This is a genomic window from Stenotrophomonas sp. 2619, assembly GCF_040548725.1.
Classification (GTDB): Bacteria; Pseudomonadota; Gammaproteobacteria; order Xanthomonadales; family Xanthomonadaceae; genus Stenotrophomonas; species Stenotrophomonas maltophilia_AP.
This window is the reverse complement of the sequence record NZ_JBEPSF010000008.1, coordinates 136,305-160,794: the sequence shown is the minus strand read 5'-3', so window position 1 is coordinate 160,794 and position 24,490 is coordinate 136,305. Positions and strand designations below refer to the sequence as shown.

Below are 24,490 nucleotides of genomic sequence, written 5' to 3'. Positions count from 1 at the left end.
CCCGGGTTGCGATAGCGGCCCGCGCCCTCAGATAGATGACATGACCGATAACGCACTTACCCTTGCCAACGACCGCCTGCTGCTGCCCGCCGGGCTTGATGCCGGTGGACTGGAACGTACCTTCGGCACCCTGCTGGGCCCGGGCATCGATTTTGGCGATCTGTATTTCCAGCACGCCCGCCGCGAAAGCTGGAGCGTGGAAGATGGCATCGTCAAGGACGGTGCCCATTCGATCGAACAGGGCGTTGGCGTGCGCGCCATCGCCGGTGAAAAGACCGGCTTTGCCTACTCCGATGACATCCACCGTGACGCACTGCTGGCGGCGGCGCAGTCGGCCCGTGCGATCTCACGCGAGGGCGGGGCGCAGCAGGCCCGCTCGCTGGTGCGTGGCAACGGTCGCGCGCTGTACCCGGCGCTGGACCCGATCGACGGAATGGGCAACGAAGCCAAGGTCGAGGTGCTCAAGCGCCTGGACCGTTACCTGCGCGCCGCCGACCCGCGCGTGCAGCAGGTGATGGTGAGCCTGTCCGGCGGCGTGGACACGGTGCTGATCGCGCGCAGCGACGGCGTGCTCGCGGCCGACATCCGGCCGCTGGTGCGGCTGAACGTGCAGGTCATCGTCGAGCAGCACGGTCGCCGCGAGTCCGGCTATTCCGGCGGCGGTGGCCGTTACAGCTATGCCGAACTGTTCGCCGACGACCGCCCCGAGCGGTTCGCCCGCGAAGCGCTGCGCCAGGCGCTGGTCAACCTGGAGGCGATCCCGGCCCCGGCCGGGGTGATGACCGTGGTGCTCGGCCCGGGCTGGCCCGGCGTGCTGCTGCACGAGGCGGTGGGTCACGGCCTGGAAGGCGACTTCAACCGCAAGGGCACCAGCGTCTATGCCGGCCGCGTCGGCGAGCGCGTGGCGGCCCCGGGCGTGACCATCGTCGATGACGGCACCCTGGACGGGCGCCGCGGTTCGCTCAACATCGACGACGAGGGCCATCCCACCCAGTGCACCACGCTGATCGAGGACGGCATCCTGGTCGGCTACATGCAGGACTCGCTCAATGCGCGCCTGATGGGCGTGGCCCCGACCGGCAACGGCCGCCGCGAATCGTTCGCGCACATGACCATGCCGCGCATGACCAACACCTACATGCGCGCCGGCCAGCACGACCCGGAAGAAATGATCCGTTCGGTGAAGAAGGGCCTGTACGCGGTCAACTTCGGCGGCGGCCAGGTCGACATCACCAGCGGCAAGTACGTGTTCTCGGCCACCGAGGCCTACCTGATCGAGGACGGCAAGGTGACCGCCCCGGTGAAGGGCGCCACGCTGATCGGCAACGGGCCGGAAACCATGCAGAAGGTCCGCATGATCGGCAACGACCTGGCCCTGGACGAAGGCGTGGGGGTCTGCGGCAAGGATGGCCAGAGCGTGCCGGTGGGCGTGGGCCAGCCGTCGTTGCTGATCGATGGCATCACCGTGGGCGGCACCCAGGCCTGAGCCAGGCGATGCGCCCGTGCTACCGGTTCGAGCGCCCCGCGGGGGCCAGCCCTGGGCTGGCACCGCCGCGTGGGCGGCCGGGCTCAGTCTTCGGCGGTGTCGTCGCCGTCCTGGTCGTCCTGGTCATCCAGGTCGTCGGCCGCGGTCAGGTTGGCCGCGTCCAGGCCCAGCGCGGCCGGCAGCAGCAGCGTCCGCAGCAGCTGGTAGATCTCGCGGTAGGCGCGCGGCGGCTTGTTCTTGGCCTTCTCGGCCTGGGCGTTGCGCACCAGCGTGCGCAGCTGCTGGCGGTCGGCATGCGGGTATTCGTCCAGCAGCGCGCCCAGCGCCTTGTCGCCGTCCTTCAACAGGCGCTCGCGCCAGTCTTCCACGCGGTGCATGGTGGCCACTTCACGGCGCGAGGTTTCGCTGTTGGCATCCAGCGCATCGCGGATGGCATCCAGCGCGGCATCGTCTTCGCGGCGCATGTGCTTGGCCAGGAACGCCAGCTGGCGCTTGTGGGCGATGTGCGCGGTGATGCGCTTGGCCTCGGCGATGTGCGGCAGCAGGTCTTCGGGCACCGGCACCCGGGCCAGCTGGGCCGGGGTCAGCGCGACCAGCTTCTCGCCGAGCGCCAGCACGTCCAGGGCGTCCCGGCGGTTCTGGCTACGGCTGATGTCTAGGAATTCACCGGTATCTTCGTCGCGTCCGCGCATCGTCTTATTTCCACATCCGTAAACTGTGCCCCGCGTTGCGCCAGGCACTCACCCGTACAGGATAAAGCATTGAACGTGATCTCCCCTGAAGTCTCCCCGGCCGACGACAGCCTGCAGCGCCTGGAGCAGCTGGCCGACATCTCCCAACGCCTGCTGGAGCGGGCCAAAGCCATGGGCGCCAGCCAGGCCGAGGTCAGCTGCAGCGACGAGCGCGGCCTGGACGTGAATGTGCGCCTGGGCGAGGTGGAAACGGTGGAATCCACCCGCGACCGCGGTATTGCGGTGACCGTCTACTTCGGCCAGCGCAAGGGCAGCGCCAGTACCGCCGACCTGCAGGACGCCAGCCTGGAATCGACCGTGGCCCAGGCCTGCGCCATCGCCCGGCACACCGAGGATGACGCCGCGGCCGGGCTGGCCGAGGCCGCCCTGATGGCGCGCGAGTTCCCCGACCTGGACGGCTGGCACCCCTGGGACCTGGGCGCCGACGAGGCGCTGGACCTGGCCCTGGCCTGTGAAGCGGCCGGGCGTGAAGCCGATGGCCGCATCAGCAACTCCGATGGCGCCTCGGCCGCCACCTCGCAGAGCCTGTCGGTGTACGCCAATTCACACGGTTTCATCGGTCGTGAGCGCAGCAGCCACCACTCGGTGGGCTGCGCGCTGATCGCCGGGCAGGGCGACGGCATGCAGCGCGATGGCTGGTACAGCAGCGCGCTGGCCCGGGAAGACCTGGAATCGGCCGCCGCGATCGGCCGCCGTGCCGCCGAGCGCACCGTGGCCCGGCTGCAGCCGCGCTCGATGGCGACCGCGCAGATGCCGGTGCTGTACTCGCCGGAGGTGGCACGGTCGTTGATCGGCAGCCTGCTGGGCGCGGTTTCGGGCGGCGCACTGTACCGGCGGGCCAGCTTCCTGCTCGACAGCGTCGGCACCCGCCTGTTCCCGGAGTGGTTCCAGGTGGAAGAGCTGCCGTTGCTGCGCCGCGGGTTGCGTTCGTCGGCCTTCGACGGCGATGGCGTGGCCACCCGCAATGCGGCGTTGATCACCGACGGCGTGCTGCAACGCTACATCCTGGGCAGTTACTCGGCGCGCAAGCTGGGCCTGACCACCACCGGCAATGCCGGCGGCGTGCACAACCTGAAGGTGGCGGCCAATGCCGGCGACCTGGCCTCCATCGCCCGGCAGATGGGCGAGGGCCTGCTGGTGACCGAACTGATGGGCCAGGGGGTCAACGGGGTTACCGGCGACTACTCGCGCGGTGCCGGTGGCTTCCGCGTGGAGAACGGCGAAATCAGCTATCCGGTCGATGGCGTCACCATCGCCGGCAACCTCAAGGACATGTTCGCCAGCATCGAAGCGGTGGGCAGCGACGTGGACCGTCGTTCGCACGTGCAGGTGGGGTCGATCCTGGTGGGGCGGATGACCGTTGCAGGCAACGATTGACGTATCCTATCCCGGCTGCTCTGGCAGGCGGGGAGCCTGTCGCGCAATACCCACACACACCGAACAAGGAGTTTCACCGTGAGCGAATTCGACAACGTCACCGCCCCGCCGCCGGCCCCGACCGGCGCCGCGCCGGCCGACCAGCGCACCATGGCGCTGGTGGCCCACATCCTGGGCATCTTCACCTGGTTCATCGGCCCGCTGATCATCTGGATGATCAACAAGGATGACAGCAGCAAGTCGTTCGTGACCGACCAGGCCAAGGAAGCGCTGAACTTCCAGATCACCATCACCATCGCGATGCTGATCAGCTTCGTGCTGATGATCGTGATCATCGGCGGCCTGCTGGCCCCGCTGGTCGGCATCCTGAACCTGGTCTTCTGCATCATCGCCGCGGTGAAGGCGAACAACGGCGAAGCGTACCGCTACCCGTTCACCCTGCGCCTGATCAAGTAATCCGCCCCGCAGTGTGGAAACAAAAAACGCCCGGCACCGCCGGGCGTTTTTTTGTGTGCATCCCCTGCGCGGAAGCGGTCTGGCGCGCGGCCTGGTCAACACGCGAAAAGGGGGGCGACGTACCGCATATGCGCATCGCGTGCGCATCGCGTGCAAAGAGTTGGTGGCAGCACCAGCAAGCGTCGAAGGCCGCACTCACAGCCCGCAAGTCCAGCCCCTTGGCGGCCGACAGGTCCTTGGCAAAGTAAAGGAGGAGGTGACGGCCGCAGGCCGGCGCCGGGGGACATTTGCACAGGGGGCCTGCCGGCCGCCAAGGGGCCCGGACGCGCGCGCGATTCCCGACCGAAGACACACGCCCTCGCCTGCAGCGAAAGCGTCACCCCAACGGGCGCGACCCCGCTCCCCACGTACCTTTTGGGGGTGCTGTTTCGCAGGAATGCCTGTATCCAGCAGCGCCTCGCCATGCGTGGACGCCGCTGTTCACCCTCCGCACGCCGAGCCGTTTGGCGGCCGGCAGGTCCTTGGCAAAATCAAGGCGGAGGGCGGCGCGCAGGCGTCGACCGGGGGACATTTGCGCAAGGGCCTGCCGACCGCCAAAACGGCCCGAACGCGCGCGCAACGGCCGAGCGAAGACATCGCACCCGCCCGGCGCCGCCAGGCGCGTCAGTGATCGCGTTCGACCGCCAGCCGCCCCAGTGCACGCAAGGCATCGGCGCGTTCGTCGTAGCCGGCCAGGCTGTCGTGCATGCGCTGGCTGAGCGCGGCCAGTTCGGCTTTCGCGCCGTCCATGCCGAGCAGGGCGGGGAAGGTCGACTTGGCCTGCGCCTCGTCCTTGCCGGCGGTCTTGCCCAGCTGTTCGGAACTGGCTTCTACGTCGAGGATGTCATCGCGCACCTGGAACGCCAGCCCCAGCGCACTGGCGAAATCATCCAGCTGCAGCAGGTCGCTCTGCGGCGCATCGCCGCACAGCGCGCCCATGCGCACGGCCGCGCGGATCAGCGCCCCGGTCTTCAGTGCATGCATGCGCTGCAGCGATGCCAGCGGCTGCGCCTGGCCGGTGGCATCGATGTCCAGCGCCTGGCCACCGCACATGCCGGCAGCACCGGAAGCGTGGGTCAGTGCCTGCAGACAGTGCACGCGCAACAGCGCGGGCAGCGCCGCATCGGCCAACAGACCGAACGCGCGGGTCTGCAGCGCGTCACCGGCGAGAATCGCGGTGGCTTCGTCGAACGCAATATGGGTGGTGGGACGGCCGCGACGCAGCGCGTCGTCGTCCATCGCCGGCAGGTCGTCGTGCACCAGCGAATAGGCGTGGATCAGCTCCACCGCCATCGCCGGTGCATCCAGTGCGTGCTCGTCGGCGCCGAATACCTGGCCGCTGGCATACACCAGCAGCGGGCGCATGCGCTTGCCACCGCCGAGCACGGCGTAGCGCATCGCCTGGTGCAGGCGCTGCGGTGCGTGTTCGGGAGAAGGCAGGCTGGCGTCGAGCTGGCTTTCGATGCGGTCGCGCCAACGCGCGAACGTGGCCTCAACCATCATGGCCGGGCGGATCGAAGCGTTCGGCGGTGTCGGGGCGGGCCGGGTCGCTGAGCAGGCGCACGCGCAGTTCGGCCTGTTCCAGCGCCTGCTGGCACTGGCGGTACAGGCCGACGCCGCGCTCGTAGGCGCTGAGCGATTGTTCCAGGCTCAGATCACCGGCTTCCATCTTCTCCACCAGCTGTTCCAGCTCTTCCAGCGACTGCTCGAAGTGGACGACCGGGGAGGTTTCGTTGGGGGACTTCTTGGGCATGGGACAAGTGTGATGCGCCAACCCAGCGGGGTCAATTCAGGCCGCGCCCGGCGTCCAGCGCAGCTGTGCGTGGTGTTCATCCAGCCAATGCTGCAGCGGTGCGGCGATGACCCGGTCGCCGGCAGCCATCAGCACCTCCCCGTCGAACAACAGCGGCAGCTGGCGCCGCTGCCACGGCGGCAGCCCCCGTTGTTGCAGCAGGTCCTTCAGCGCGTGCGAATGGGTGCGCCCGGGCAGCTGGATACGCTCTCCGCCGCGGCGCGCGCTTACCTGCAGCGGCGTGGCCAGCTGGCTGGCGCCCAGCAGCTCCAGCTGGCCGCCGTCGGGCAACGCCAAGGGCGCACGGCCATCCCAGTGCACGCTCCAGTGCGGTGGCAACGCCAGCGTGGCCGACAGCAGGTGCAGTTCGCTGCGCCAACGGCGGATCCGCGCGCCCTGCCAGGCGAACTGGGCGTCGGCGTCGTGCGCGGCCGGCAGCAGGTCGCGCTCGATGGCGTCCACGCCAGCGGCCGGCAGCGGCGGCAGTCCGCAGTTGCGCACCCACTGTCGCAGCAGGCGGGCGCGGCGTTCGCGCGGCAACCGCAGCAGGCGCGTGCCATCGAGCACGCCGGGGGCCAGGCTGCAGCGGCGCAGGGCGTCCTGGTCGGACACGTCCAGCAACTGCTGCGCCTGCGCGCAGAGTGCGGCGCTGCGGGCGAAGGCGGCATCGGCCTGCGGCCAGCGTTGTTGCAGCAGCGGCAGCACGTGCAGGCGCAGGAAATTACGGTCGGCCTCGTCGCTGGCATTGCTGGGATCGTCCACCCACTGCAGTGCCTGCGACTGCGCGTAGGCCAGCAGCGCCGCGCGCGGTACCTGCAGCAGCGGTCGCCACACCGTACCGGTGGCAAACGGCGCCTCGCTGCGGATCGCGGCCAGCCCATCCACGCCGGACCCGCGCAGGGCGCGCAGCAGGAAGGTTTCGGCCTGGTCATCGCGGTGATGGGCCAGCGCCAGCTGTTCACCCGGGCGCAGGGCGGTGGCGAAGGCATCGCGGCGGGCATGGCGCGCGGCCGCTTCCAGGCCGTGGCCGCTGTCGCGGGCCACGTCGACGCCGATTACCTGCAGGTCGATGTTCCAGGCGGTGCAGATCGCCTGGCAATGCTGCGCCCACGCGTCGGCCGCCGGTTGCAGGCCATGGTGGACATGCACCGCCCGCACGCCGGCATCGCGCTGCGCGGCCGACTGCGCCAGCCAATGCAGCAGCACGGTGGAATCGAGTCCACCACTGAAGCCCACCAGGACCGGGCGGGGTGCAGCAGACAGGTTGGGTAATGGCGACGACATCGGTTCGGGCAGGCTCGGGCAGGGAGGCAGTATCGACGCTGCGGGCCAGGCTCGCCACGCACGCGGATCAGGGAGTGGTCGGCTCGGGCACGCGGATGCCCTGGCGATTGATATGGAACCAGTGGCCGCCTTCCACCGGCGTGTGGCCCTCGCCGTCGGAGGTGCCGGGGCGGCACCCCTCGCAGACCTGGGCAATGCCATCGGCGAAGGGCCAGGCAAAGTCGAACGTGGCCGGGAAGGCCTGTTCAAGCGCGGGCGTGAAGTAGCCGACGCGTGGGCCGACGCGGCCCCGCAGCAGCCCCTCTTCGACGTAGTCCGGCCCGCTGTCCCAAGTCAGCACGGCCTGGGTGCGGCCGGCACGGGTGACGTAATGAAAGCTGTCGGCGGCGTACACCGCCGCCAGTCCGTCGGCATCGTAAGGGAGGTCGGGCAGGACGTCCGCGGCGATCCGTGGCGCGCCGTCGACCACCTCGCAGCCGGGCAACGGCCACAGCCCGTGCTCCTCGGTGAGGACCCGGCAAGCCGGCCCCTGGGCCAGCGCGTGGCCGGTGCTGGCCAGTCCGGCGATCAACAGCAGGAACCGCACATGGCGGCCCCTGCTGCGGGCGGCGGAGAGCCGGGCCGGCATCAGTTGGCGTCGGCCTTGCGCTCGAACGCCTTCGGCGTGGGCAGGTCCACCGGCACGCCCTTGGCGTCGCAGGTGCCGGCCTCGCACAGGCGCTGGCGCAGGCGCGGGGTGGCCTGCACGATCATGTGGTAGATCGTGTTCTGTTCCATGGTGCCGCGGATGGCCTTGCTGCCCGGGCCACGTGCCCAGATGCCGACGTCTTCGCCGCCATGGGTTTCACTCTTGGTCGGTACCAGCGCTTCCTGCATGTAATCGGGGTGCTCGGTGTCCACGTGGCTCAGGTCCGGTCGGCCGGCGGCCGGGTCGAAGCTGCTCGGGTTGTGCGGGTACACCTTCGGGCCGGCCGGCTGCTGGTTGGTGGCGCCGGTATAGCCGGGGCCGTTGGCATAGCTGAGGGTGGTGTAGGGCAGGCCGAGGCCGTCGCGGGCCACGTCCAGGCCGCCCACGCCATCTTCGCCGCCCTTGTCCTTGACCTTGCCCAGGATCGGGTTGCCGCGGGCCGGGTAGCCGACGAAGTTCAGGGTATGCGAATGGTCGGCGGTGACGATGATCAGGGTGTCCTGGTCGGAGGTCGCCTCGACGGCCGCGCGCACGGCATCGGACAGGGCCACGGTATCGCTGAGGGCGCGGTACGCGTTGCCGCTGTGGTTGGCATGGTCGATGCGGGCGCCCTCGACCATCAGCACGTAGCCTTCCTTGTGCCGGGAGAGGGTGTTGATGGCGGCCTTGGTCAGCTCGGCCAGGCTGGGTTCGCCGGACGGGTCGTCCTTGCGCTCGATCTCGTAACGCATGTGGTCCGGCTCGAACAGGCCCAGCAGCGCCGGGGCATTGCGCGCGGCCTGCAGCTGCTTGGCGTTCCAGACATAGGCGCCCTGCGGGTGGGCCTGCTGCCATTCGGTGACCAGGCTGCGCCCGTCCAGGCGCTGGCCGACCTTGTCGTCATACTCGGGATCGCGCTCTTCCACCGTGGTGAATTCACCGCGGCCGCCGCCCAGGGCGACCAGCGGGCCCCGGCCATAGCGCGCGGTGGACAGCAGCTGCTGGGCGATGTCGGTGCAGCCGGCAGCCTTGGCGGCCTCGGGCACGTCGGTGTCGTTTTCCCAGTTGCGCTCGGGCGAGTGCGCGTAGGTGGCCGCCGGGGTGGCGTGGGTCAGGCGCGCGGTGGACACGATGCCGGTGGCCATGTGCGCGCTGTCGGCCAGCTGCAGCCAGGTCAGCAGGCCTTTGTTGAGGCTGTCGGCGCAATCGTTGCGGGTGCCTGCACTGACGCCGATGGCGCCCATGTGGGTCTTCACGCCGGTGGTGATGGCGGTCATGGTGCCGGCCGAATCGGGGGTCTGCGAGTCGGTGTTGTAGGTCTTGCTGAACGCGGTGGCCGGGAAGCGCTCCCAGGACAGCAGGTTCTCTTCACCCGGGTTGCCGTTGCGCTGGCCTTCGAAGATCCGCGCGGCGGCGACCGTGGTGAGGCTCATTCCGTCACCCAGGAACAGGATGACATTCTTGGCCTTGCCGTCCATGGCGCCGCTGCCGGCGGCACGGGCGGCCCCGCTGCGGTACCACCACTGGGGGGTTTCACCGGCCGGGTGGGCGACGGCGGGAACATCGACGGCAATCGCGCCGGGGGCCGTGGCGGCGGGGGTGCTGGTGGCGCAGGCGCCCAGCAGCAGGGTGGTGGCGATGGCCGCCACCAGGGACGTGGAACGGGACATGGACAGGCATATCTCACAGGTGAATCGGGCGTTCATTATGCAGAACGGCGCAAGGCACGCCGATGACACGCTGATTTTCCGTGTGCGCCTCGTTCCGCAGGCGCGGTTGGGCTAAGGTGCCTAGCTGTCGAATTCTCTCTGGAAAGCTCATGAAGCTGGTTTCTGCGTGGTTGCGGATTCCGTTCTGGCAACGCGTGCTGGGCGGCTTCGTGCTGGGTGCGCTGGCCGGGTGGTTGCTGGGCCCGGCGGCCGAGGTATGGTTCGGTCCGTTGGGCGATCTGTACGTGACGCTGATCAAGATGATCGCGGTGCCGCTGGTGTTCTTCGCGGTGATCAATGCGATCTCTTCGCTGCACGGGCAGAAGTCGGTGGCGGCCCTGGGCGGGCGCACGTTCCTGTGGTTCATCATCACCGCGGCGCTGGCGGTCTGCGTGGGGCTGGCGGTGGGCACGCTCCTGCAGCCGGGCACGGGCAACCTGAGCCTGAGCATGGACCACGGCTATACGCCGCGCGAAGTGCCCAGCGTGGTGAAGGTGCTGATGGATGTGGTGCCGTCGAATGTGTTCTACGCGCTGACGGGGATTGGCACGCGGGTGAACGCGGCCGGTGAGACGGTGCTGGCGGCGGGGCGCGGGTCGATCCTGCCGGTGATCTTCTTCGCGGGGCTGCTGGGCTTTGCGATGGTGAAGCTGGGCGACAAGGTGGCCGAGGCGCGCAAGCTGACCGGGCAGATGAGCGACATCATGATCCAGGTGACGCGCTTCGTGCTGGAGATGACGCCGCTGGGAACCTTCGGGCTGATCGCGGGGCTGGTGGGCAGTTACGGGTTCGAGAAGCTGCTGCCGCTGGGCAACTTCGTGCTGGCGCTGTACGTGGCCTGTGCGTTCCACATTGTGGTGGTGTACGGGGGGCTGTTGTTGTCGCACGGGTTGAATCCGCTGAAGTTCTTCCGCGGGGCGGCGCCGGGGATGCAGGTGGCGTTCGTGAGTTCGTCGAGCTTTGCGGCGATGCCGGCGGCGATGCGGTCGATCACGCACAATCTGGGCGTGAACAAGGACTACGCGTCGTTCGCGGTACCGCTGGGCGCAAGCATCAAGATGGACGGTTGCGGTGCGATCTATCCGGCGTTGTGCGCGGTGTTCATCGCGCAGTACACGGGGGTTCCGTTGACGCCGGAGCAGTACATCGTGGTGTTGATCGCTTCGGTGCTGGGCAGTTTCGGGACGGCGGGCGTGCCGGGCACGGCGGTGGTGATGGCGACGGTGGTGCTGAGTGCGGCCAACCTGCCGTTGGAGACGATCGGGTATCTGTACGCGATCGACCGGATCCTGGACATGATGCGGACGATGACCAATGTGACCGGGCAGATGCTGGTGCCGGTGCTGGTGGCCAAGGAAACGGGGTTGCTGGACCAGTCGGTGTACGACAACCCATCCACCAATCTGGGCGTGGACGAGCTGGAAAAACGATCGTCCTGAATGCCGGGTTTGGTGGTGATTAAGATGGGCCCGCGAAAGCGGGCCTGTTTTTTTTGGAAGCTGAAAGCAACAGCAACAGCAACAGCAACAGCAACGGCAACAGCAACAGCAACAGCAAGATCCTCGTCCGGATTCTGCTGGGGTGGGTCGGCAGGGGTGGGTATCCGGGACACGCCGCAAGTACGTCCGTGTAGGCTCCGTCGCGCCATCCATGGCGCTCAGGGTCCCGGCTACCCACCCCTGCCGACCCATCGACACTGCATCGGTGTGCACAGGAGAGCGAGAGCTGAACTACACGGGCACGTGCATGCGCACTGCCGTTCGGCAGTTGGCCGAAGGCCGGATTCTGGTAGTGGAATGGAGTCAGACAGCTCGCTGTTGCTGGGAGTTTTTGCCGAGGCCACCAGCCAACTGTCGAGGGGTGGGGTGGGTGGGTTCACGGGACCCTGAGCGCCATGGATGGCGCGACGGAGCTTACATGGACGTACTTGCAGCGTGTCCCGTGAACCCACCCATCCCAGCCCCAGCCCGGGAGTAAAAGGCAACCGTCGCTCTTCGCCCCGGAGCAGTGGGCTCACCAAAGCTGACTACGCGCTGTAACCCCTGTATCAGCCGGTGTAACACAGGTGATACACCCGGCAAAAACCGAGCAACGGCGGGCTTGTAGGGCGCGTGATGGTCGTGTTCAGCAGATGTTATTTCCAACGAATCTGTAACACCACTGTTGCGGCGTTACACCCCGCATGGCGGCGAAAGCCCGTATTTGCTGGCGCGCGGACTTGGCACGATTGCTGCGTTACCCCTCCGCATGTTTCGAGGAGGGCGCCATGGACAGCGTTGCCGCACACCGCACCACCACCGCCGGGCTCTGGCTGCTGGCCACCGCGCTGGCCCTGCCGATGGCTGCACAGGCCTCCGGCGCGCGCCAGGGCGTCAAAGCACAGCCCGGTGAAATCGTCCTCCTGCGCGATGTCTCCGCCCGGCCGGCGTACCGGCCCGCGCCTCCCGGCATGGCCCTCATCGCCGACCCCTCGCCCAAGCGCGAAGTCAACCAGGCCCTGGGCACCGCTACCGGCATGGACGAACTCAGCGACGACGACTATGCCTCGCTGGGCTCCAACACCGGCGCCGGCGTCACCCACACCCAGACCACCATCGAACGCGTCACCGGCACCAACGTTACCGCCACCCTGGGCAAAGTGACCGACAGCGGCGTGCTCTCCGGCGGCCAGCTCAGCAACGTCATCGGCGGCCCCATGGGCGCCGTCACCGGTGCCACCCGCGGCATCGGCGACCAGGTGCGCGGCGCGCTCGCGCAGTTCCCGCTGGGCCAACCTGCGGGCGGGCCCGGCAAATGAACCGCCTGCATCGCACCCTGTTGCTGGCCACCGTCATCGCATCACCGCTGCCGCTCCACGCGCAGCAGGCCGATGACTATGCCGCCATGCTGTCCTACCTCAACACCAGCCGCATCGACGGCCGCGCGCTGTCCGGCGCCGACGGTGCCATCACCGTCAACATGACCGCCGGCGACCTCAACCAGCAGGCCAACCTGCTCGGCATCGCCAACGGCTCCAACGCACACATTGCCATCAACGCCCGCCAGCAACACAGCGCCAACCAGGTGCTCGGCGACGGCCCGATGGACGCCAGCGCCAGTATTGGCGGACAGGCACTCAGCGGCGCCCGCGGCGTCGCCATGATCAACCAGGCCAGCGGAACCGGCAACGCGACCATCAACGTCGTCACTGCCACGCTGGCGCAACAGGGCATACGCGAGTCGAACGACGAGGCCCTGGCCTCATCGGGGGCGCTCGTGTCAGCAGGGGGGCAGGCGGCCGCTACTCGCGGCCGGCCGGCCGGAACCCGCAGCGTGGCGGTGGAAGCCACCGCGCTGCAGGGCTTCGACGGCGTCCTGCAACTCAATCAGATCGCGGGATCCGGCAACGCCACCGCCAATCAACTGAGCATCTCGGTGCAGTCCACCCCGTGAGTAGTCACATCCACCCGATTGTCTGTGATGAGAGAGAGGGCACCATGAACACCAACATGAAACGGACCGTACTTGCGCTGGCCATCGCCGCCGCGTCTGCTTCCGCCGGCGCCAACGGCTGGGGCAACGACCGCGACAACCAGAACCAGAACGCGAACATCAACCACCTCCACAACGTGGCTGAAACGCGCACCAACACCAACACCGATACCAACACCGAAACCAATACGCTCACCGACTCGCGTACCTGGAACCGGACCCGCAACACCACCACCAATAGCAATTCCACCAGCAACAGCACCGTCAACAGCGACGTCACCCGCAACCGCACCGTGACGGTGAACGAGAACAGCAACATCCAGGCCGACGAGCGCAAGGAAAAGAACAACCACGGCGTCGACGTGAACCTGGAAAAGGACCTGCGCCTGAGCTCGGACATCAACTTCTCGGGTGATCCGGAAATCACCGGTGAGCTGGAAGTGAATTCGGCCGCGATCGCCGTGATCGACAACCGCCAGTCGATCACCAGCAACCAAGCGTCCAACTCGCTGCTGGAAAACAATGCGTCGATCAGTGAAAACGTCGGCCAGGATGCCTCCGGCAACCTCGGCTTCAACGTCGCCGCCGGTGACAACAACGCCCAGGACAACGCCGCCTCGCTGTCTGCGGCCGATGCCTCCTTCACCTTCGGCATGTCCGACGCGGAAGTGTTCGTGAACCAGTACGGCGCGGGCAACCTCACCGTCAACGAAGGCGTGGTCAACAACTCCAGCCTCAGCGGCAATGCCTTCCGCGATGCCAGCGGCAACATTGGCGTGAACAGCGCAGCGGGCAACAACAACGAGCAGAAGAACGCGCTCGCCGCCTCGGTGTCCACCGCGCGCATGGCGCAGTCGAGCATCAGCTCCAACCAGGTCTCCACCGGCAATGCCGTGAGCAACGAAGGCTATACGCGCGCCATGTCCGACACCACCGAAGTGACCATGCGTGGTCGCGTCGCCGGCGGTACGTTGGCCATCGGTGGCGGTGTCTACGAAGGTCGTGGCAACGCCTACCAGAAGGACAACTACTACCTGGATTCGTGGAGCGGTGAACTGCCGCATCCGGGCGGCAACAGCACCGGCCATCTCGACATGGACAGCGAGATCCAGAACGCCACCGCCAACCCGTATACGGACGGCGTGGGCGGCATCGCCTTCGACACCGACGAAGAAGGCCGGTTGGGCTTCATCGAAGTCGGGGCCGCGGACCTGTATGCCAGCCTCAGCGGCACCGTGCGCACCACCCGTTGGGTGAACGTCAATGCCGAGAACAACGCGTCGCTGTCCGGTGATGCGTTCCGCGGCGCCACCGGCAACATCGGCGTGAACGTCGCCTCCGGCTCGGGCAACCTGCAGGCCAACAGCCTGGCCCTGGCCGTTGCGCAGCCGGCCACCGGCGGCGGTGGCGGCGGCACCGGCGAGTAAGTCTGTCCGCTTTCGCAAGCAGTACGCGTTGAGCGCAACAAACCCGGCCATCCGCCAATGGCCGGGCTCCCGGGGGCCCCTGTCCCATTCTCCCCCTTTGGGGCAGGGGCTCCTTCCTTATCCGGAGCCACGCCAATGTTCAAGCACGCGCTGTACGGGTCGTTGTTGCTGCTGATGCTGCCGTTCGGCGCCGCGCGCGCCGGCGATGTCGGTTTCAGTGGCGTGCTGCCCAACGGTGCGGTGCTGACCCAGCGTGTGGAAAGCATGCAGGAACGGCGCTTCCGCAACGTGGTGCGGCAACACACCGATTACAGCTGTGGCGCGGCGGCCCTGGCCACGATCCTGCGGTACGCCTACCACCTGGAGGCGGACGAAGGGACGGTGATCGAAGGCATGATGGGGGTCTCGGACCCGCAACTGGTCCACCAGCGCGGGTTCTCGCTGCTGGACATCAAACGTTACGTTGAATCGATGGGCATGCGCGGACGCGGCTACCGCGTCAACGAAGAGCGCCTGCGCTCACTGCGCGTGCCCGGTCTGGTGTTGATGGATGTGCGGGGCTTCCGCCATTTCGTGGTCCTTAAACAGGTCCGCAACGATGTGGTGGACGTGGCCGACCCGATCCTGGGCAACCGCAGCATTCCCGTCAGCGAATTTCTGCAGGCGTGGCCGTCGCGCGCCGTGTTCATCGTGATCGGCACTGACTTCGATCGCAACACGGTGTTGCTGCAGCCTGGCGAGCGGCCCAGTGCGCGCTCGCTGTATGCCCGGCAGGGGCCGATCACCGACGCGGAGTTGGTGGATTTCGGCTTCACCCATGCCGATCTGTTCTAGGAGGCACCATGAATATCGCACGCTGGACGCACGGTGTATTGCTGCTGACCCTCCTGGGGGCCATGCCGGCACATGCCGATGAAGGACGGCCCGGCAAGGGCCTCAGTGAAATTCCCGATCCCGAGCTGAACCTGATGCGCGGCCGCTACACGGTCAATGGCAGCAGCGTGGCGTGGTTCGGGGTCACCATGATCAGCCAATGGACCAGCGGCAACCAGGCCGCCACCAGCGCGCTTACCCTTGGCATGGACTTCCGTGCCGGCGGTGCGCCGAAGGTGAGCTTCACCCCGTCGGTGACGGTCACCGCTGCCGATGCGCCGCTGCCGGTGTCCACCGGCCGCAGTATCGACGCCAGCGGCCTGCAGAACGTGGCCGGGTTGACCCAAAGCATCCAGGTTGCCGGTGACGGCAACGTGGCCGGCAATACCACCCACCTCAACGTGCGCGAGGGCGATGCGCCCGCGCCAGCAGCGCAGGGCCAGCAGCTGGCCAGCGTGCAGCAGGGCGGGGTCAGCGCGGTGGCGCAGCTGGACGGCAACAACGCCAAGGTGCAGCTGCAGATCGAAGGTGTCGGCGCGGTACAGCAGTGGATCCGCAGCGGCAGTGTCGGGCAGAGCATCGCCCTGGGCAGCGACGGGCAGACCGTGAGCAATCGCATGCAGATCGATCTTGTCCGGCAATCCCTCGCCAGCAACGTCCCGCTCAGCCAGAACGTGGCCCAGGCGATGACGCTGGTACGGGGTGTCGGCATGGGTCCCGGCCAGTAGTCCCCGTGGCCGGGCAGGGGGAGTGACAACACAACGTGGGCCAAGGCAATGCACACCTCGATACGAGCAACACCGCTGGCGCTGGCGGCGCTGGCACTGATGGCCGCGGCCGGCGCGCACGCGCAGCCCGCGCCGGCCGATGAGGCCGACGTCAAGGCGCTGATCGCGCAGCTGGAAACCCTCAAGGCCAACTACGCGCAGGAAGTGCGCCGGTTGCGCGAACTGGACATGCAGGTGCAGGCGATGCAGGCCCGACTGACGGGCAAGACCGCGCCTGTTGCCGGTGCGGCACCCCCGCCGCCACCGCTGCCCGCCGGTACCCCGGCTGCCCCCGCCAGCGCGGACGGCTACGCCAGCAGCGCCGAAGAGGCGCAGCAGGCCAAGCAGGCCTCGCGGCGCAGCGTGGATGACGTGAAGCAACAGCAGGCGGCCTTGTTCAGCCGTCGCTTCACCATCGAAAACAGCCTCACCTACTCACGCTATGACCGCAAGCAGGTGACGCTCAACGGCTTCCTGGCGCTGGATGCGATCTTCCTGGGCAACATCGCCATCGAGAACGTCGAGTCGGACACGCTCACCTACAACCTGGCCGCGCGCTGGGGGGTCAGCCCGCGGCTTACCTTGAACCTGGACGTGCCCTACCTGGCCCGCAAGACCGTGTTCCAGAAGGGCGGTGCCGGCGGTTCGGCCGCGGCGATCGCGCAGGAAGAAACCACCGGCAACGGCATCGGCGATGTCGGCCTGAGCGCGAACTACCGGTTGTTCGCCGAGCACGGTCGCTGGCCGGAAACGGTGCTCACCGTAGGCGCGACCGCGCCCACCGGACGCGCGCCCTATGGCCTGGACTGGAAGGTGCTGGAGCGCGACGACGATGACTTCATCCGTTTCGCGGTGCCCGAACAGCAGCCCACCGGCAACGGCGTGTGGCAGGCCAACGTCGGCCTGTCGGCAGTGAAGACCGCCGATCCGGCGATCCTGTTCGCCAACATCGGCTACATCCATTCCTTCCCGCGCAGCTTCGACGACCTGGATGCCAACCCGGACACGATCAACCCCGGCGAGGTGAAGCTGGGCGGCTCGTACTACTTCGGTGCGGGCGTGGCGTTCGCGTTCAACGAGCGCACCAGCCTGAGTATTTCCTTCAGCGACAAGCTGAGCAGCCGCGCGTCCACGCGCTACCGTGATGGGCAGTGGTTCAAGGTGATCGGCAGCGACGCCAACGCCGGCACGCTGAACCTGGGCATCACCTACGCGCTGAACCGCAATACCACCCTGGTGAGCCTGCTGGGCATCGGTCTGACCCCGGATGCGCCGGACTTCACTCTGGCCTTCAAGGTGCCGTACATGCTGTGAGCGGTGCCGCTCACAGCATGTACGATGTGCATTCCACCTAAACCCCGCGCCGTTGGCGCGCCCCCTTTAACAAAAAAAGGGGGCTCTTCGGCGGATAGATTTGCGGAGTGCTGCTGAGGGTATTCGGGAGCAGGGCATGCTTCGGCGGTGCTTCGTCCTCAGCGCAACTCGGGGAGGGCGAGCTGGTGCTTGCGGCAGAGTCGGTAGACCGTTACCCGTGAGACCTGCATGTCGCGGGCGCAGGCGGTGATGTTGAATTCGTTCTGGCGTAGCGCATGCAGCAGCGCGTCGCGTTCGGCCGATCGGCGCGCGTCGTGCAGCAGCCGCTGCGGCATGTCCAGTTGCGCGGGCACCAGCTCCAGGTCGGCGGCACTGATCAGTTCGCCGTCGGTGACGATCGCCGCGCGCTGGATGCGGTTGAGCAGTTCGCGCACGTTGCCCGGCCAGTGGAAGCGCTCCAGGGCGCGCCTGGCATCGGCGCTGAAGCCGCGCGCGCGGGTGACGTGGCGGTCGCGGAAGCTGGCCAGGAAGTGCTGGGCCAGCAGCAGGATGTCGCTGCCGCGGTCGCGCAGCGGGGGCAATGGCAGGCGCAGGACGTTCAAGCGGTAGAACAGGTCGCGGCGGAACTGCCCGCGCTCCACCGCCTGTTCCAGGTCGACGTGGGTAGCGGCCAGCACCCGCACATCCACCGCCAGCGGTTTGTTGCTGCCGACGCGTTCGACGGTGCCTTCCTGCAGTACGCGCAGCAGGTTGGTCTGCGCATCCAGTGGCAGGTCGCCGATTTCATCCAGGAAGACGGTACCGCCGCTGGCGGTCTCGAACAGGCCCAGCCGGCGGCTGGCGGCGCCGGTGAAGGCACCACGCTCGTGGCCGAACAGTTCAGACTGGACCAGCGCGGCGGGGATGGCGCCGCAGTTGACGGCCAGAAACGGGCGGGCATGGCGCGGCGACAACGCGTGCAGGGCCTGGGCCGCCAGTTCCTTGCCTGTGCCGGTTTCGCCGGTGATGAGTACCGGCAGGTCGACCGGGGCAAACTTGCGGATGGCGCTGCGCGCGACCTGCAGCACGGCGCTGTCGCCGATCAGCTGCTGCGGTCCGTGGGTGGGGGGCTGTGCGGCGTCGCCGGCCAGTTGCTGCAGGCGGTGGACGATGCGGCCCAGGTCCAGCGGCGCGGCAAAGGTCTCCGCGCACACGGCCAGCAGTGCCTGCAGGGCGGGCGAGGGCGGCGGTGCGCCGGCGGGCAGGATGGCCAGCAGGGTCATGTGCCGGTGTTCGTCGAGCAGGGCCTGCAACCGGGTCAGGTTGGCCGGCAAGGCGCTGCGCAGGTCGAGCAGGCCGACGACCTGGTCGCTGCCACGCATGCCGATGGCCACGCAGTCGTCGGTGGCCACGCCACGCACCTGCCAGCCTGCGGCCGCCAAGGCGGCCCGTTCGGCCGGCTGCGGGGACCCAAACCAGATTACACACCGGGCCGGAAAATCAGGGACTGCCGCCATGCGTCACCTTGTAGACGAAGATCACGGGCGGAATCTGATGCTGGTCCGGTGGCCTTGGACGTGCCGCCCCACGTCCGGGTCCGCGGCCTGGACCGACGAGGCGGGCAGGCACTTGGTTTGCTGGCTGTTGCGTGTTCGACAACAGGGACAACGCCGGTTGGGGGTGGCAGCGGCCAACGAAGGGGGCGTTTCCCATCTGAGGGGGAGCGTCTTGTTGCAGGGGCCGTCGCAGAGTGAGCACGACGCGTCGGGTGACCGGTGTGCAGGCGCCGTTCGGATCGCTGGCGCCTTCGATCGGGCTGGTCGCGAGCGTGAGGGCCCCGCAGCAGCCGGTAGGCCCCTGGCGCAAATGTCCCCCGGCCGCGGGGCGGCCTCCTCCTTTACTTTGCCCAGAGGCCTACCGGCCGCTACGGGGCTCTGCTTTCGGTTAGCAGGGGGCGTCAGGCATTTCTGGTGCTGTCGGTGGGTCGGGCGCTGGGCCCCCATGCCCTTGGAGGCGAAGTAAAGGGGGAGGGGGCGGCCGCAGGCCGACGCCGGAGGACATTCGCCGGAAAGGGCATGGGGGCCCAGCGCCCGACCCGCCGACGGCTGTGCCTGGAGAGCGTCAAGGCACGTTTCTGCTTGCCCTTCAGTTGGGAGAAGAACCAAAAAAAAACCGCTGCAGGGCAGCGGTTTTTTTCAACAGGCGGGCGGCGGCAACTTAGAGGTCGACGCGGCGGGCCTGCATGAACTTGGCGCTCCAGTAGCCGGTCATCAGGCTGTCCACGCGGACGTCCTTGCCGGTGCTGGGGGCGTGCAGGAAGCGGCCTTCACCCACGTAGATGCCCACGTGGTCAACCCGGCCCTTGCGGCCGAAGAACACCAGGTCGCCGGCAGCCAGCGCGTTGCGGTCGTTGATCAGTTCGGCTTCGCCGTCGTGGGCCATTTCGCGCGACACGCGCGGCAGCTCGATGCCCAGGGCGGTGCGGAACACGTAGCCGACCAGGCCGCTGCAGTCGAAACCGCTGTCCGGCGAGGTGCCGCCCCAGCGATACGGGGTGCCCAGCAGGGTCATCGCGCGGCGCAGCAGCGACTGCACCTTGCCGTTGTCGGCCGCGCCGCCGACCACGGCGCCGTTGGCACCACTGCTGGCGTCGTAGTTGGCCAGCAGGCGGCTCAGGTCGCCGGCGAACATCGCCGAGCGGTCCATCAGGGGAATGGTGTCGTTCGCGGCCAGATGGGGAAGCAGGGCGGCGAGGGTGGCGCTGGCAGCGGCGTCGGCCTTGCTGCGGGCGGGGGCATCAGCCTTGGGCTTTGCCACCGCGGAGGATTCGGAGGTGCTGGCGCCGGCCGAAGCGGCATCGACAGCGGTGGCCGGTGCGGTCTGGGCCCAGGCCGGAAGGCTGGCCAGGCAGAGCGCGACGGCGAGAAAAACGGAGCGGGTGCAGCGCTGGGGGGCGGCGGTCTGGCCTTGGCTTGGCAGGTCGGCTGTCGTCACGCGGCGGTCACTTAATAAAAACGATGGGTGATGATGCCGTGTAAGCGCAGTGATTAGGTACAAATTTCGTTAATTTTTCGTTTACAAACACGTGATGTGCATCACAAATTTGACCCTTACCCCTGTTCAGCTTAGTGCAGAACGCGTTTCGCGCCGGTGTAATGGTCCTTCCAGTACGCGCCGCCGAGCGAGTCCAGCCGGACCGTGCCGCCGGTGCTCGGGGCGTGCACGAAGCGTCCTTCGCCGACGTAAATGCCCACGTGTGACACGTTGCCGCGGCTGCCAAAGAACACCAGATCGCCCGGTGCCAGGCGCTTGGGTTCGATCTTCGGGCCCTGCACCGCGGCCAGGTCGCGCGAGGTCCGGGGCAGCTTGAGGTCGACCATCTCGCGGTAGACGTAGGTCACCAGGCCACTGCAGTCGAAGCCCGACTCCGGGGTGTTGCCGCCGTAACGATAGGGCGTGCCGACCAGGCCGATGGCGCGCATCAGCACCGCATTGGCTGCCTGCGGGTCGTTGGGAACCACGCTGGGCCAGACCTGGGTGGAGGCGGGCGGGGTGGCGGGACGGGTGGTCTTGCCGCCGCCACAGGCGCTCAACAGGGCGGTGAGGGCCAGCAGGGCCAGTCGGGTCGTGCGCGGAACTGGCGTCATGTGCAGGTTGTCCGGATAATGCGCGGCCTCAGAAGGCCGTCATGATGGCGGCGTATCCGGCGGGGAACAACCCGCCCCACCCGTCTGCCATCGGCAGCGACCAGCCAGAGTTGCGCATGAAGATCGAAAAAGACCGCGTCGTCCGTTTCCACTACACCGTTGCCGAACAGGGCCAGGAGCCGATCGAGAGCTCCAAGGACCGTGATCCGCTGGCGATCCTGATCGGCCACGGCAACATCATCCCGGGCCTGGAAAACGCCATGATGGACAAGGAAGCCGGCGCCACCTTCGAGGTGGACGTCAAGGCGGCCGATGCCTACGGCGAACGCCGCGAGGGCCTGACCCAGCGCGTGCCGAAGAAGCATTTCGGCACCAGCAAGCTGGTCCCGGGCCAGCAGGTCGTGCTGCAGACCAACTTCGGCCCGCGCGCGGTCACCGTCGAGAAGGTCGGCATGAGCGTGGTCGACGTCGACCTGAACCACCCGATGGCCGGCAAGGACCTGCACTTCTCGGTCGAGATCGTCGACGTGCGTGAAGCGGCGGCCGAAGAACTCGAGCACGGCCACGTGCACGGCGACGGTGGCCACCAGCACTGAGTGCTGGCCAACCCGCCTGATCCAACGGCCCGCTTCGGCGGGCCGTTGCCGTTGTGCGCCCCGCACGCTGCGTTCGTGGGCGCCCACGCCGCCGCATAATGACCGCCTTGCCGGACGGAGTGCCTGTGAACGCTGCTTCCCCCCTTCTGCAGCCGGTTGCCGCCGGCGACCGCATCGCGGTGCTGGACATCCTGCGCGGCTTCGCCCTGTTCGGCATCCTGTTGATGAACATGGAGGCCTTCAGCGGGCCGCTGGACCTGGCCTTCACCGGCATCGACCCGCACTGGCACGGCCTGGACTACGCTGCGGACGCGGCCATCTACGTGCTGGTGCAAGGCAAGTTCTTCACCCTGTTCTCGCTGTTGTTCGGCGCCGGCTTTGCGATCATGGCCCAGCGCGCCGAGGCGGCGCGGCGTGCCTTTACCCCGTTCTACCTGCGACGTAGCGCAGCGCTGTTGCTGATCGGCCTGTGCCACGCGCTGCTGGTCTGGTCCGGCGACATTCTGGTGGTGTATGCGCTGGTGTCGCTGCCCTTGCTGGCCTGTCGCGAAGCGCCCACGCGCTGGCTGCCCGCAATGGGGGTGCTGACGTATCTGTGCGCGGCCGCGCTGATGCTGCTGCTGGGCGTGCTGATGGGCCTGTCGGCGCACCTGGAACCGTCTGGCACGCAGGTGACTGACGCCGTGGCGCAGGCCGGGCAGACCATCGACATGCAGCGCCAGGCGTACGGCCACGGCACCTACCTGCAGGCGGTGGCGCAGCGCCTGCGTGACTTCTTCGCCCAGCTCAGCGCGATCATCGTGGTGGGCCCGGAAGTGCTGGGCATGTTCCTGATCGGCAGCTGGTTCGCCCGCAGCGGCGCGCTGGCCACGCCGGACACGTTCGCCCGGCTGTTCTGGCGGCTGCGCTGGGTGGCACTGCCCACTGGGCTGGTCATGATGGTGGCCAGCGCGCTCTGGCAGCCGTACCTGGCGCCGGGCACCTTCACCGCCGCCAGTGGCGCGGCGTTCGCGCTGAACTCGGTGGCGTCGCTGCTGATGTGCCTGGGCTACCTGGCCTGGATCGTGCGGGCTCGTGCGCGCCTGGCATGGCTGGCACCGGTGGGGCGGACGGCGCTGACCCAGTACATCGCGCAGTCGCTGGTGTGCACGTGGGTGTTCTACGGGTATGGCCTGGGCGCCTTTGAACAGATGCCGCGCGCCGGCCAGGTGCCGTTCGCGATGGCGCTGTTCGCGCTGCAGGTGCTGGCCAGCACGGTGTGGCTGCGCTATTTCCGCTTCGGTCCACTGGAGTGGGTGTGGCGTGCGATGACCTACCTGCACTGGCCGCCGTTGCGACGCGCGGCCGCCTGACACTGACCGTCGTCGTCACGACTGGATCGCGGCCGGGCATGGCATGCTCATGGCCTGCATGCGCGGTGGCGGCAACAGCGTTGCCACGTGCGGCGCACCTTACCGAGTCGAGCACTACCAATGAGCAATCACTACGACTATGACCTGATCGTGCTGGGCGGCGGCTCCGGCGGCCTGGCGGCGGCGTTCCGCGCCGCGCAACACGGGCAGCGCGTGGCGATGCTGGAGCCCGGCGAACTGGGCGGCACCTGCGTCAACGTGGGCTGCGTGCCGAAGAAGGCGATGTGGCTGGCGGCCGATCTGTCGGCCAAGATCGGCATGGCCGCGGCCATGGGCTTCGACGTGCCGGTGCGGCCGGCGCTGGACTGGAAGGAACTGGTGGTGCATCGCCAGGCCTACATCGCCAACATCCATGCCAGCTACCTAAAACGCTTGAACGAGAACAACGTGGTGCGGGTGCCGCGCAAGGGCCGGTTGGTCGATGCGCATACGGTGGAATGCAGCGATGGGGTGCGCATCAGCGCCACCCACATCCTGATTGCCACCGGCGCCCACCCGCAGCGGCCGGACATTCCCGGCGCGGAACTGGGTGCGGTCTCGGACGATTTCTTCAACCTGTGCGATGCGCCCGAGCGCGTGGCCATCGTTGGCGGCGGCTACATCGCCGTTGAACTGGCCGGGCTGCTGCAGGCGCTGGGCAGCAAGGTCACGCTGCTGGTGCGGGGCGCGCGGCTGCTGGAACGCTTCGACGCCGAACTCACCGCGCAGCTGGCTGAAAACCTGCGCCACCAGGGCGTGCAGGTGCATTTCAACTATCGCCTGCGCGAACTGCGCCGTGAGGGCGAGGCGGTGGTGGCCTACGGCCACGATGGCCCGCACGAGGCGATGTTCGACCAGCTGTTCTTCGCCACCGGCCGCCGCGGCAACAGCGCCGGCCTGGGGCTGGAAGCGCTGGGGATCGTGGTGGGCGACAAGGGCGAGGTCGAGGTCGACGAGTGGCAGACCACCGCGGTGCCCAGCGTGCACGCGGTGGGCGACATTGCCGGCAAGGTCGGCTTGACGCCGGTGGCGATCGCGGCGGCGCGCAAGCTGATGGACCGTCTGTTTGGCGGCAACCCGCAGGCGAAGATGGATTACGCCAACGTGGCCAGCGTGGTGTTTTCGCACCCGGCGCTGGGCGCGGTGGGGCTGAGCGAGGAAGAGGCGCGCGAGCAGCATGGCGACGTGCGCGTGTACCGCAGCAACTTCCGCCCGATGCTGGAGGCGCTGTCCGACGGCACCCAGCGCAGCCTGTTCAAGCTGGTCTGCGTGGGCGAAGAGGAACGCGTGGTGGGCGTGCACCTGCTGGGCGAAGCCGCCGATGAGATTTTGCAGGGCTTCGCACTGGCGGTGAAGATGGGCGCTACCAAGGCCCAGTTCGATGACACCGTGGCGATCCACCCGACCTCGGCCGAAGAGATCGTGTTGATGCGGTAGCAGCGCGTCACACGGCGGGGGCGTGT

At 68.0% G+C, this 24,490-nt stretch carries 22 protein-coding genes; 13 read left to right on the top strand and 9 right to left on the bottom strand.

Features of this window, described 5'->3' with window-relative positions; genetic code table 11:
- Positions 1–40: 40 nt before the first annotated feature.
- Positions 41–1,486: a metalloprotease TldD gene (gene tldD / locus ABIA71_RS10195; RefSeq protein ID WP_354285098.1), complete on the top strand. Its 1,446-nt coding sequence runs from the start codon at positions 41–43 to the stop codon at positions 1,484–1,486.
- 83 nt (positions 1,487–1,569) lie between these two features.
- Here the strand turns inward: tldD and yjgA are convergent, their stop codons facing one another.
- A complete protein-coding gene (yjgA, locus tag ABIA71_RS10190; protein WP_354285097.1) occupies positions 1,570–2,178 on the bottom strand; it encodes a ribosome biogenesis factor YjgA in 609 nt (202 codons plus the stop codon).
- Positions 2,179–2,247: 69 nt separating this feature from the next.
- Here yjgA and pmbA point away from each other — a divergent pair, with 69 nt between their 5' ends.
- On the top strand, positions 2,248–3,615 hold the full coding sequence (pmbA, locus tag ABIA71_RS10185) for a metalloprotease PmbA (RefSeq protein WP_354285096.1): 1,368 nt from the start codon (positions 2,248–2,250) through the stop codon (positions 3,613–3,615).
- A 78-nt stretch (positions 3,616–3,693) separates the two neighbouring features.
- Positions 3,694–4,071, top strand: a complete 378-nt coding sequence (locus ABIA71_RS10180) for a DUF4870 domain-containing protein (RefSeq protein WP_354285095.1) — start codon at positions 3,694–3,696, stop codon at positions 4,069–4,071.
- 663 nt (positions 4,072–4,734) lie between these two features.
- Here the strand turns inward: ABIA71_RS10180 and ABIA71_RS10175 are convergent.
- The 5 genes from ABIA71_RS10175 to ABIA71_RS10155 form a co-directional block, all read right to left on the bottom strand.
- On the bottom strand, positions 4,735–5,610 hold the full coding sequence (locus tag ABIA71_RS10175; RefSeq protein ID WP_502961231.1) for a polyprenyl synthetase family protein: 876 nt from the start codon (positions 5,608–5,610) through the stop codon (positions 4,735–4,737).
- Complete coding sequence (locus ABIA71_RS10170; RefSeq protein ID WP_038687128.1) at positions 5,603–5,863, bottom strand: exodeoxyribonuclease VII small subunit; 261 nt, start codon at positions 5,861–5,863, stop codon at positions 5,603–5,605. The genes ABIA71_RS10175 and ABIA71_RS10170 overlap by 8 nt, the downstream gene beginning before the upstream one ends.
- Before the next feature lie 36 nt (positions 5,864–5,899).
- Complete coding sequence (tilS, locus tag ABIA71_RS10165) at positions 5,900–7,186, bottom strand: tRNA lysidine(34) synthetase TilS (RefSeq protein WP_354285093.1); 1,287 nt, start codon at positions 7,184–7,186, stop codon at positions 5,900–5,902.
- A gap of 67 nt (positions 7,187–7,253) precedes the next feature.
- Complete coding sequence (locus ABIA71_RS10160) at positions 7,254–7,814, bottom strand: WG repeat-containing protein (protein WP_354285092.1); 561 nt, start codon at positions 7,812–7,814, stop codon at positions 7,254–7,256.
- Positions 7,814–9,523: an alkaline phosphatase gene (locus tag ABIA71_RS10155; RefSeq protein WP_354285091.1), complete on the bottom strand. Its 1,710-nt coding sequence runs from the start codon at positions 9,521–9,523 to the stop codon at positions 7,814–7,816. The genes ABIA71_RS10160 and ABIA71_RS10155 overlap by 1 nt, the downstream gene beginning before the upstream one ends.
- A 149-nt stretch (positions 9,524–9,672) precedes the next feature.
- On the opposite strand from ABIA71_RS10155, the gene ABIA71_RS10150 reads away from it, so the two are divergent.
- The 7 genes from ABIA71_RS10150 to ABIA71_RS10120 all read left to right on the top strand — a co-directional run bounded on the left by ABIA71_RS10150 (position 9,673) and on the right by ABIA71_RS10120 (position 17,414).
- A complete protein-coding gene (locus tag ABIA71_RS10150) occupies positions 9,673–11,001 on the top strand; it encodes a dicarboxylate/amino acid:cation symporter (protein ID WP_354285090.1) in 1,329 nt (442 codons plus the stop codon).
- Positions 11,002–11,828: 827 nt separating this feature from the next.
- Positions 11,829–12,359, top strand: a complete 531-nt coding sequence (locus ABIA71_RS10145; RefSeq protein WP_354285089.1) for a FapA family amyloid fibril periplasmic chaperone — start codon at positions 11,829–11,831, stop codon at positions 12,357–12,359.
- Positions 12,356–12,994, top strand: coding sequence for a FapB/FapC family functional amyloid domain-containing protein (locus tag ABIA71_RS10140; protein WP_354285088.1), 639 nt, complete (start codon positions 12,356–12,358; stop codon positions 12,992–12,994). Before ABIA71_RS10145 ends, ABIA71_RS10140 begins: the two co-directional genes overlap by 4 nt.
- A 332-nt stretch (positions 12,995–13,326) precedes the next feature.
- Entirely contained in the window at positions 13,327–14,460 is a 1,134-nt protein-coding gene (locus ABIA71_RS10135) for a FapB/FapC family functional amyloid domain-containing protein (protein ID WP_502961230.1), read from the top strand.
- Positions 14,461–14,595: 135 nt separating this feature from the next.
- Entirely contained in the window at positions 14,596–15,294 is a 699-nt protein-coding gene (locus ABIA71_RS10130) for a C39 family peptidase (RefSeq protein WP_137191752.1), read from the top strand.
- An 8-nt stretch (positions 15,295–15,302) separates the two neighbouring features.
- A complete protein-coding gene (locus ABIA71_RS10125) occupies positions 15,303–16,061 on the top strand; it encodes a hypothetical protein (RefSeq protein WP_354285086.1) in 759 nt (252 codons plus the stop codon).
- A gap of 48 nt (positions 16,062–16,109) precedes the next feature.
- Entirely contained in the window at positions 16,110–17,414 is a 1,305-nt protein-coding gene (locus ABIA71_RS10120) for a hypothetical protein (protein WP_354285085.1), read from the top strand.
- A gap of 158 nt (positions 17,415–17,572) precedes the next feature.
- On the opposite strand, the gene ABIA71_RS10115 is transcribed toward ABIA71_RS10120, so the two are convergent.
- From ABIA71_RS10115 to ABIA71_RS10105, 3 genes are all read right to left on the bottom strand, one after another.
- Positions 17,573–18,910: a sigma-54 interaction domain-containing protein gene (locus ABIA71_RS10115; protein ID WP_354285084.1), complete on the bottom strand. Its 1,338-nt coding sequence runs from the start codon at positions 18,908–18,910 to the stop codon at positions 17,573–17,575.
- A gap of 700 nt (positions 18,911–19,610) precedes the next feature.
- On the bottom strand, positions 19,611–20,387 hold the full coding sequence (locus tag ABIA71_RS10110) for a C40 family peptidase (RefSeq protein WP_502961226.1): 777 nt from the start codon (positions 20,385–20,387) through the stop codon (positions 19,611–19,613).
- 131 nt (positions 20,388–20,518) lie between these two features.
- The gene (locus ABIA71_RS10105; protein WP_502961229.1) at positions 20,519–21,046 is read right to left on the bottom strand and encodes a C40 family peptidase; all 528 of its coding nucleotides are present in this window, start codon (positions 21,044–21,046) and stop codon (positions 20,519–20,521) included.
- Between the two features lie 110 nt (positions 21,047–21,156).
- Here ABIA71_RS10105 and ABIA71_RS10100 point away from each other — a divergent pair, with 110 nt between their 5' ends.
- From ABIA71_RS10100 to gorA, 3 genes are all read left to right on the top strand, one after another.
- Entirely contained in the window at positions 21,157–21,636 is a 480-nt protein-coding gene (locus tag ABIA71_RS10100; RefSeq protein ID WP_128096127.1) for an FKBP-type peptidyl-prolyl cis-trans isomerase, read from the top strand.
- Between the two features lie 98 nt (positions 21,637–21,734).
- A complete protein-coding gene (locus ABIA71_RS10095) occupies positions 21,735–22,988 on the top strand; it encodes a DUF418 domain-containing protein (protein WP_354285082.1) in 1,254 nt (417 codons plus the stop codon).
- A gap of 120 nt (positions 22,989–23,108) precedes the next feature.
- A complete protein-coding gene (gorA, locus tag ABIA71_RS10090) occupies positions 23,109–24,464 on the top strand; it encodes a glutathione-disulfide reductase (protein ID WP_354285081.1) in 1,356 nt (451 codons plus the stop codon).
- Positions 24,465–24,490: the final 26 nt, after the last annotated feature.

Excerpts from the sequence above, each read along its gene's own strand:
- tldD (WP_354285098.1), top strand. The coding sequence starts at position 41 with ATGACCGATAACGCACTTACCCTTGCCAACGACCGCCTGCTGCTGCCC.
- yjgA (WP_354285097.1), bottom strand. The coding sequence starts at position 2,178 with ATGCGCGGACGCGACGAAGATACCGGTGAATTCCTAGACATCAGCCGT.
- ABIA71_RS10175 (WP_502961231.1), bottom strand. The coding sequence starts at position 5,610 with ATGGTTGAGGCCACGTTCGCGCGTTGGCGCGACCGCATCGAAAGCCAG.
- ABIA71_RS10170 (WP_038687128.1), bottom strand. The coding sequence starts at position 5,863 with ATGCCCAAGAAGTCCCCCAACGAAACCTCCCCGGTCGTCCACTTCGAG.
- tilS (WP_354285093.1), bottom strand. The coding sequence starts at position 7,186 with ATGTCGTCGCCATTACCCAACCTGTCTGCTGCACCCCGCCCGGTCCTG.
- ABIA71_RS10160 (WP_354285092.1), bottom strand. The coding sequence starts at position 7,814 with ATGCCGGCCCGGCTCTCCGCCGCCCGCAGCAGGGGCCGCCATGTGCGG.
- ABIA71_RS10155 (WP_354285091.1), bottom strand. The coding sequence starts at position 9,523 with ATGTCCCGTTCCACGTCCCTGGTGGCGGCCATCGCCACCACCCTGCTG.
- ABIA71_RS10150 (WP_354285090.1), top strand. The coding sequence starts at position 9,673 with ATGAAGCTGGTTTCTGCGTGGTTGCGGATTCCGTTCTGGCAACGCGTG.
- ABIA71_RS10145 (WP_354285089.1), top strand. The coding sequence starts at position 11,829 with ATGGACAGCGTTGCCGCACACCGCACCACCACCGCCGGGCTCTGGCTG.
- ABIA71_RS10140 (WP_354285088.1), top strand. The coding sequence starts at position 12,356 with ATGAACCGCCTGCATCGCACCCTGTTGCTGGCCACCGTCATCGCATCA.
- ABIA71_RS10130 (WP_137191752.1), top strand. The coding sequence starts at position 14,596 with ATGTTCAAGCACGCGCTGTACGGGTCGTTGTTGCTGCTGATGCTGCCG.
- ABIA71_RS10125 (WP_354285086.1), top strand. The coding sequence starts at position 15,303 with ATGAATATCGCACGCTGGACGCACGGTGTATTGCTGCTGACCCTCCTG.
- ABIA71_RS10120 (WP_354285085.1), top strand. The coding sequence starts at position 16,110 with ATGCACACCTCGATACGAGCAACACCGCTGGCGCTGGCGGCGCTGGCA.
- ABIA71_RS10115 (WP_354285084.1), bottom strand. The coding sequence starts at position 18,910 with ATGGCGGCAGTCCCTGATTTTCCGGCCCGGTGTGTAATCTGGTTTGGG.
- ABIA71_RS10100 (WP_128096127.1), top strand. The coding sequence starts at position 21,157 with ATGAAGATCGAAAAAGACCGCGTCGTCCGTTTCCACTACACCGTTGCC.
- ABIA71_RS10095 (WP_354285082.1), top strand. The coding sequence starts at position 21,735 with ATGACCGCCTTGCCGGACGGAGTGCCTGTGAACGCTGCTTCCCCCCTT.
- gorA (WP_354285081.1), top strand. The coding sequence starts at position 23,109 with ATGAGCAATCACTACGACTATGACCTGATCGTGCTGGGCGGCGGCTCC.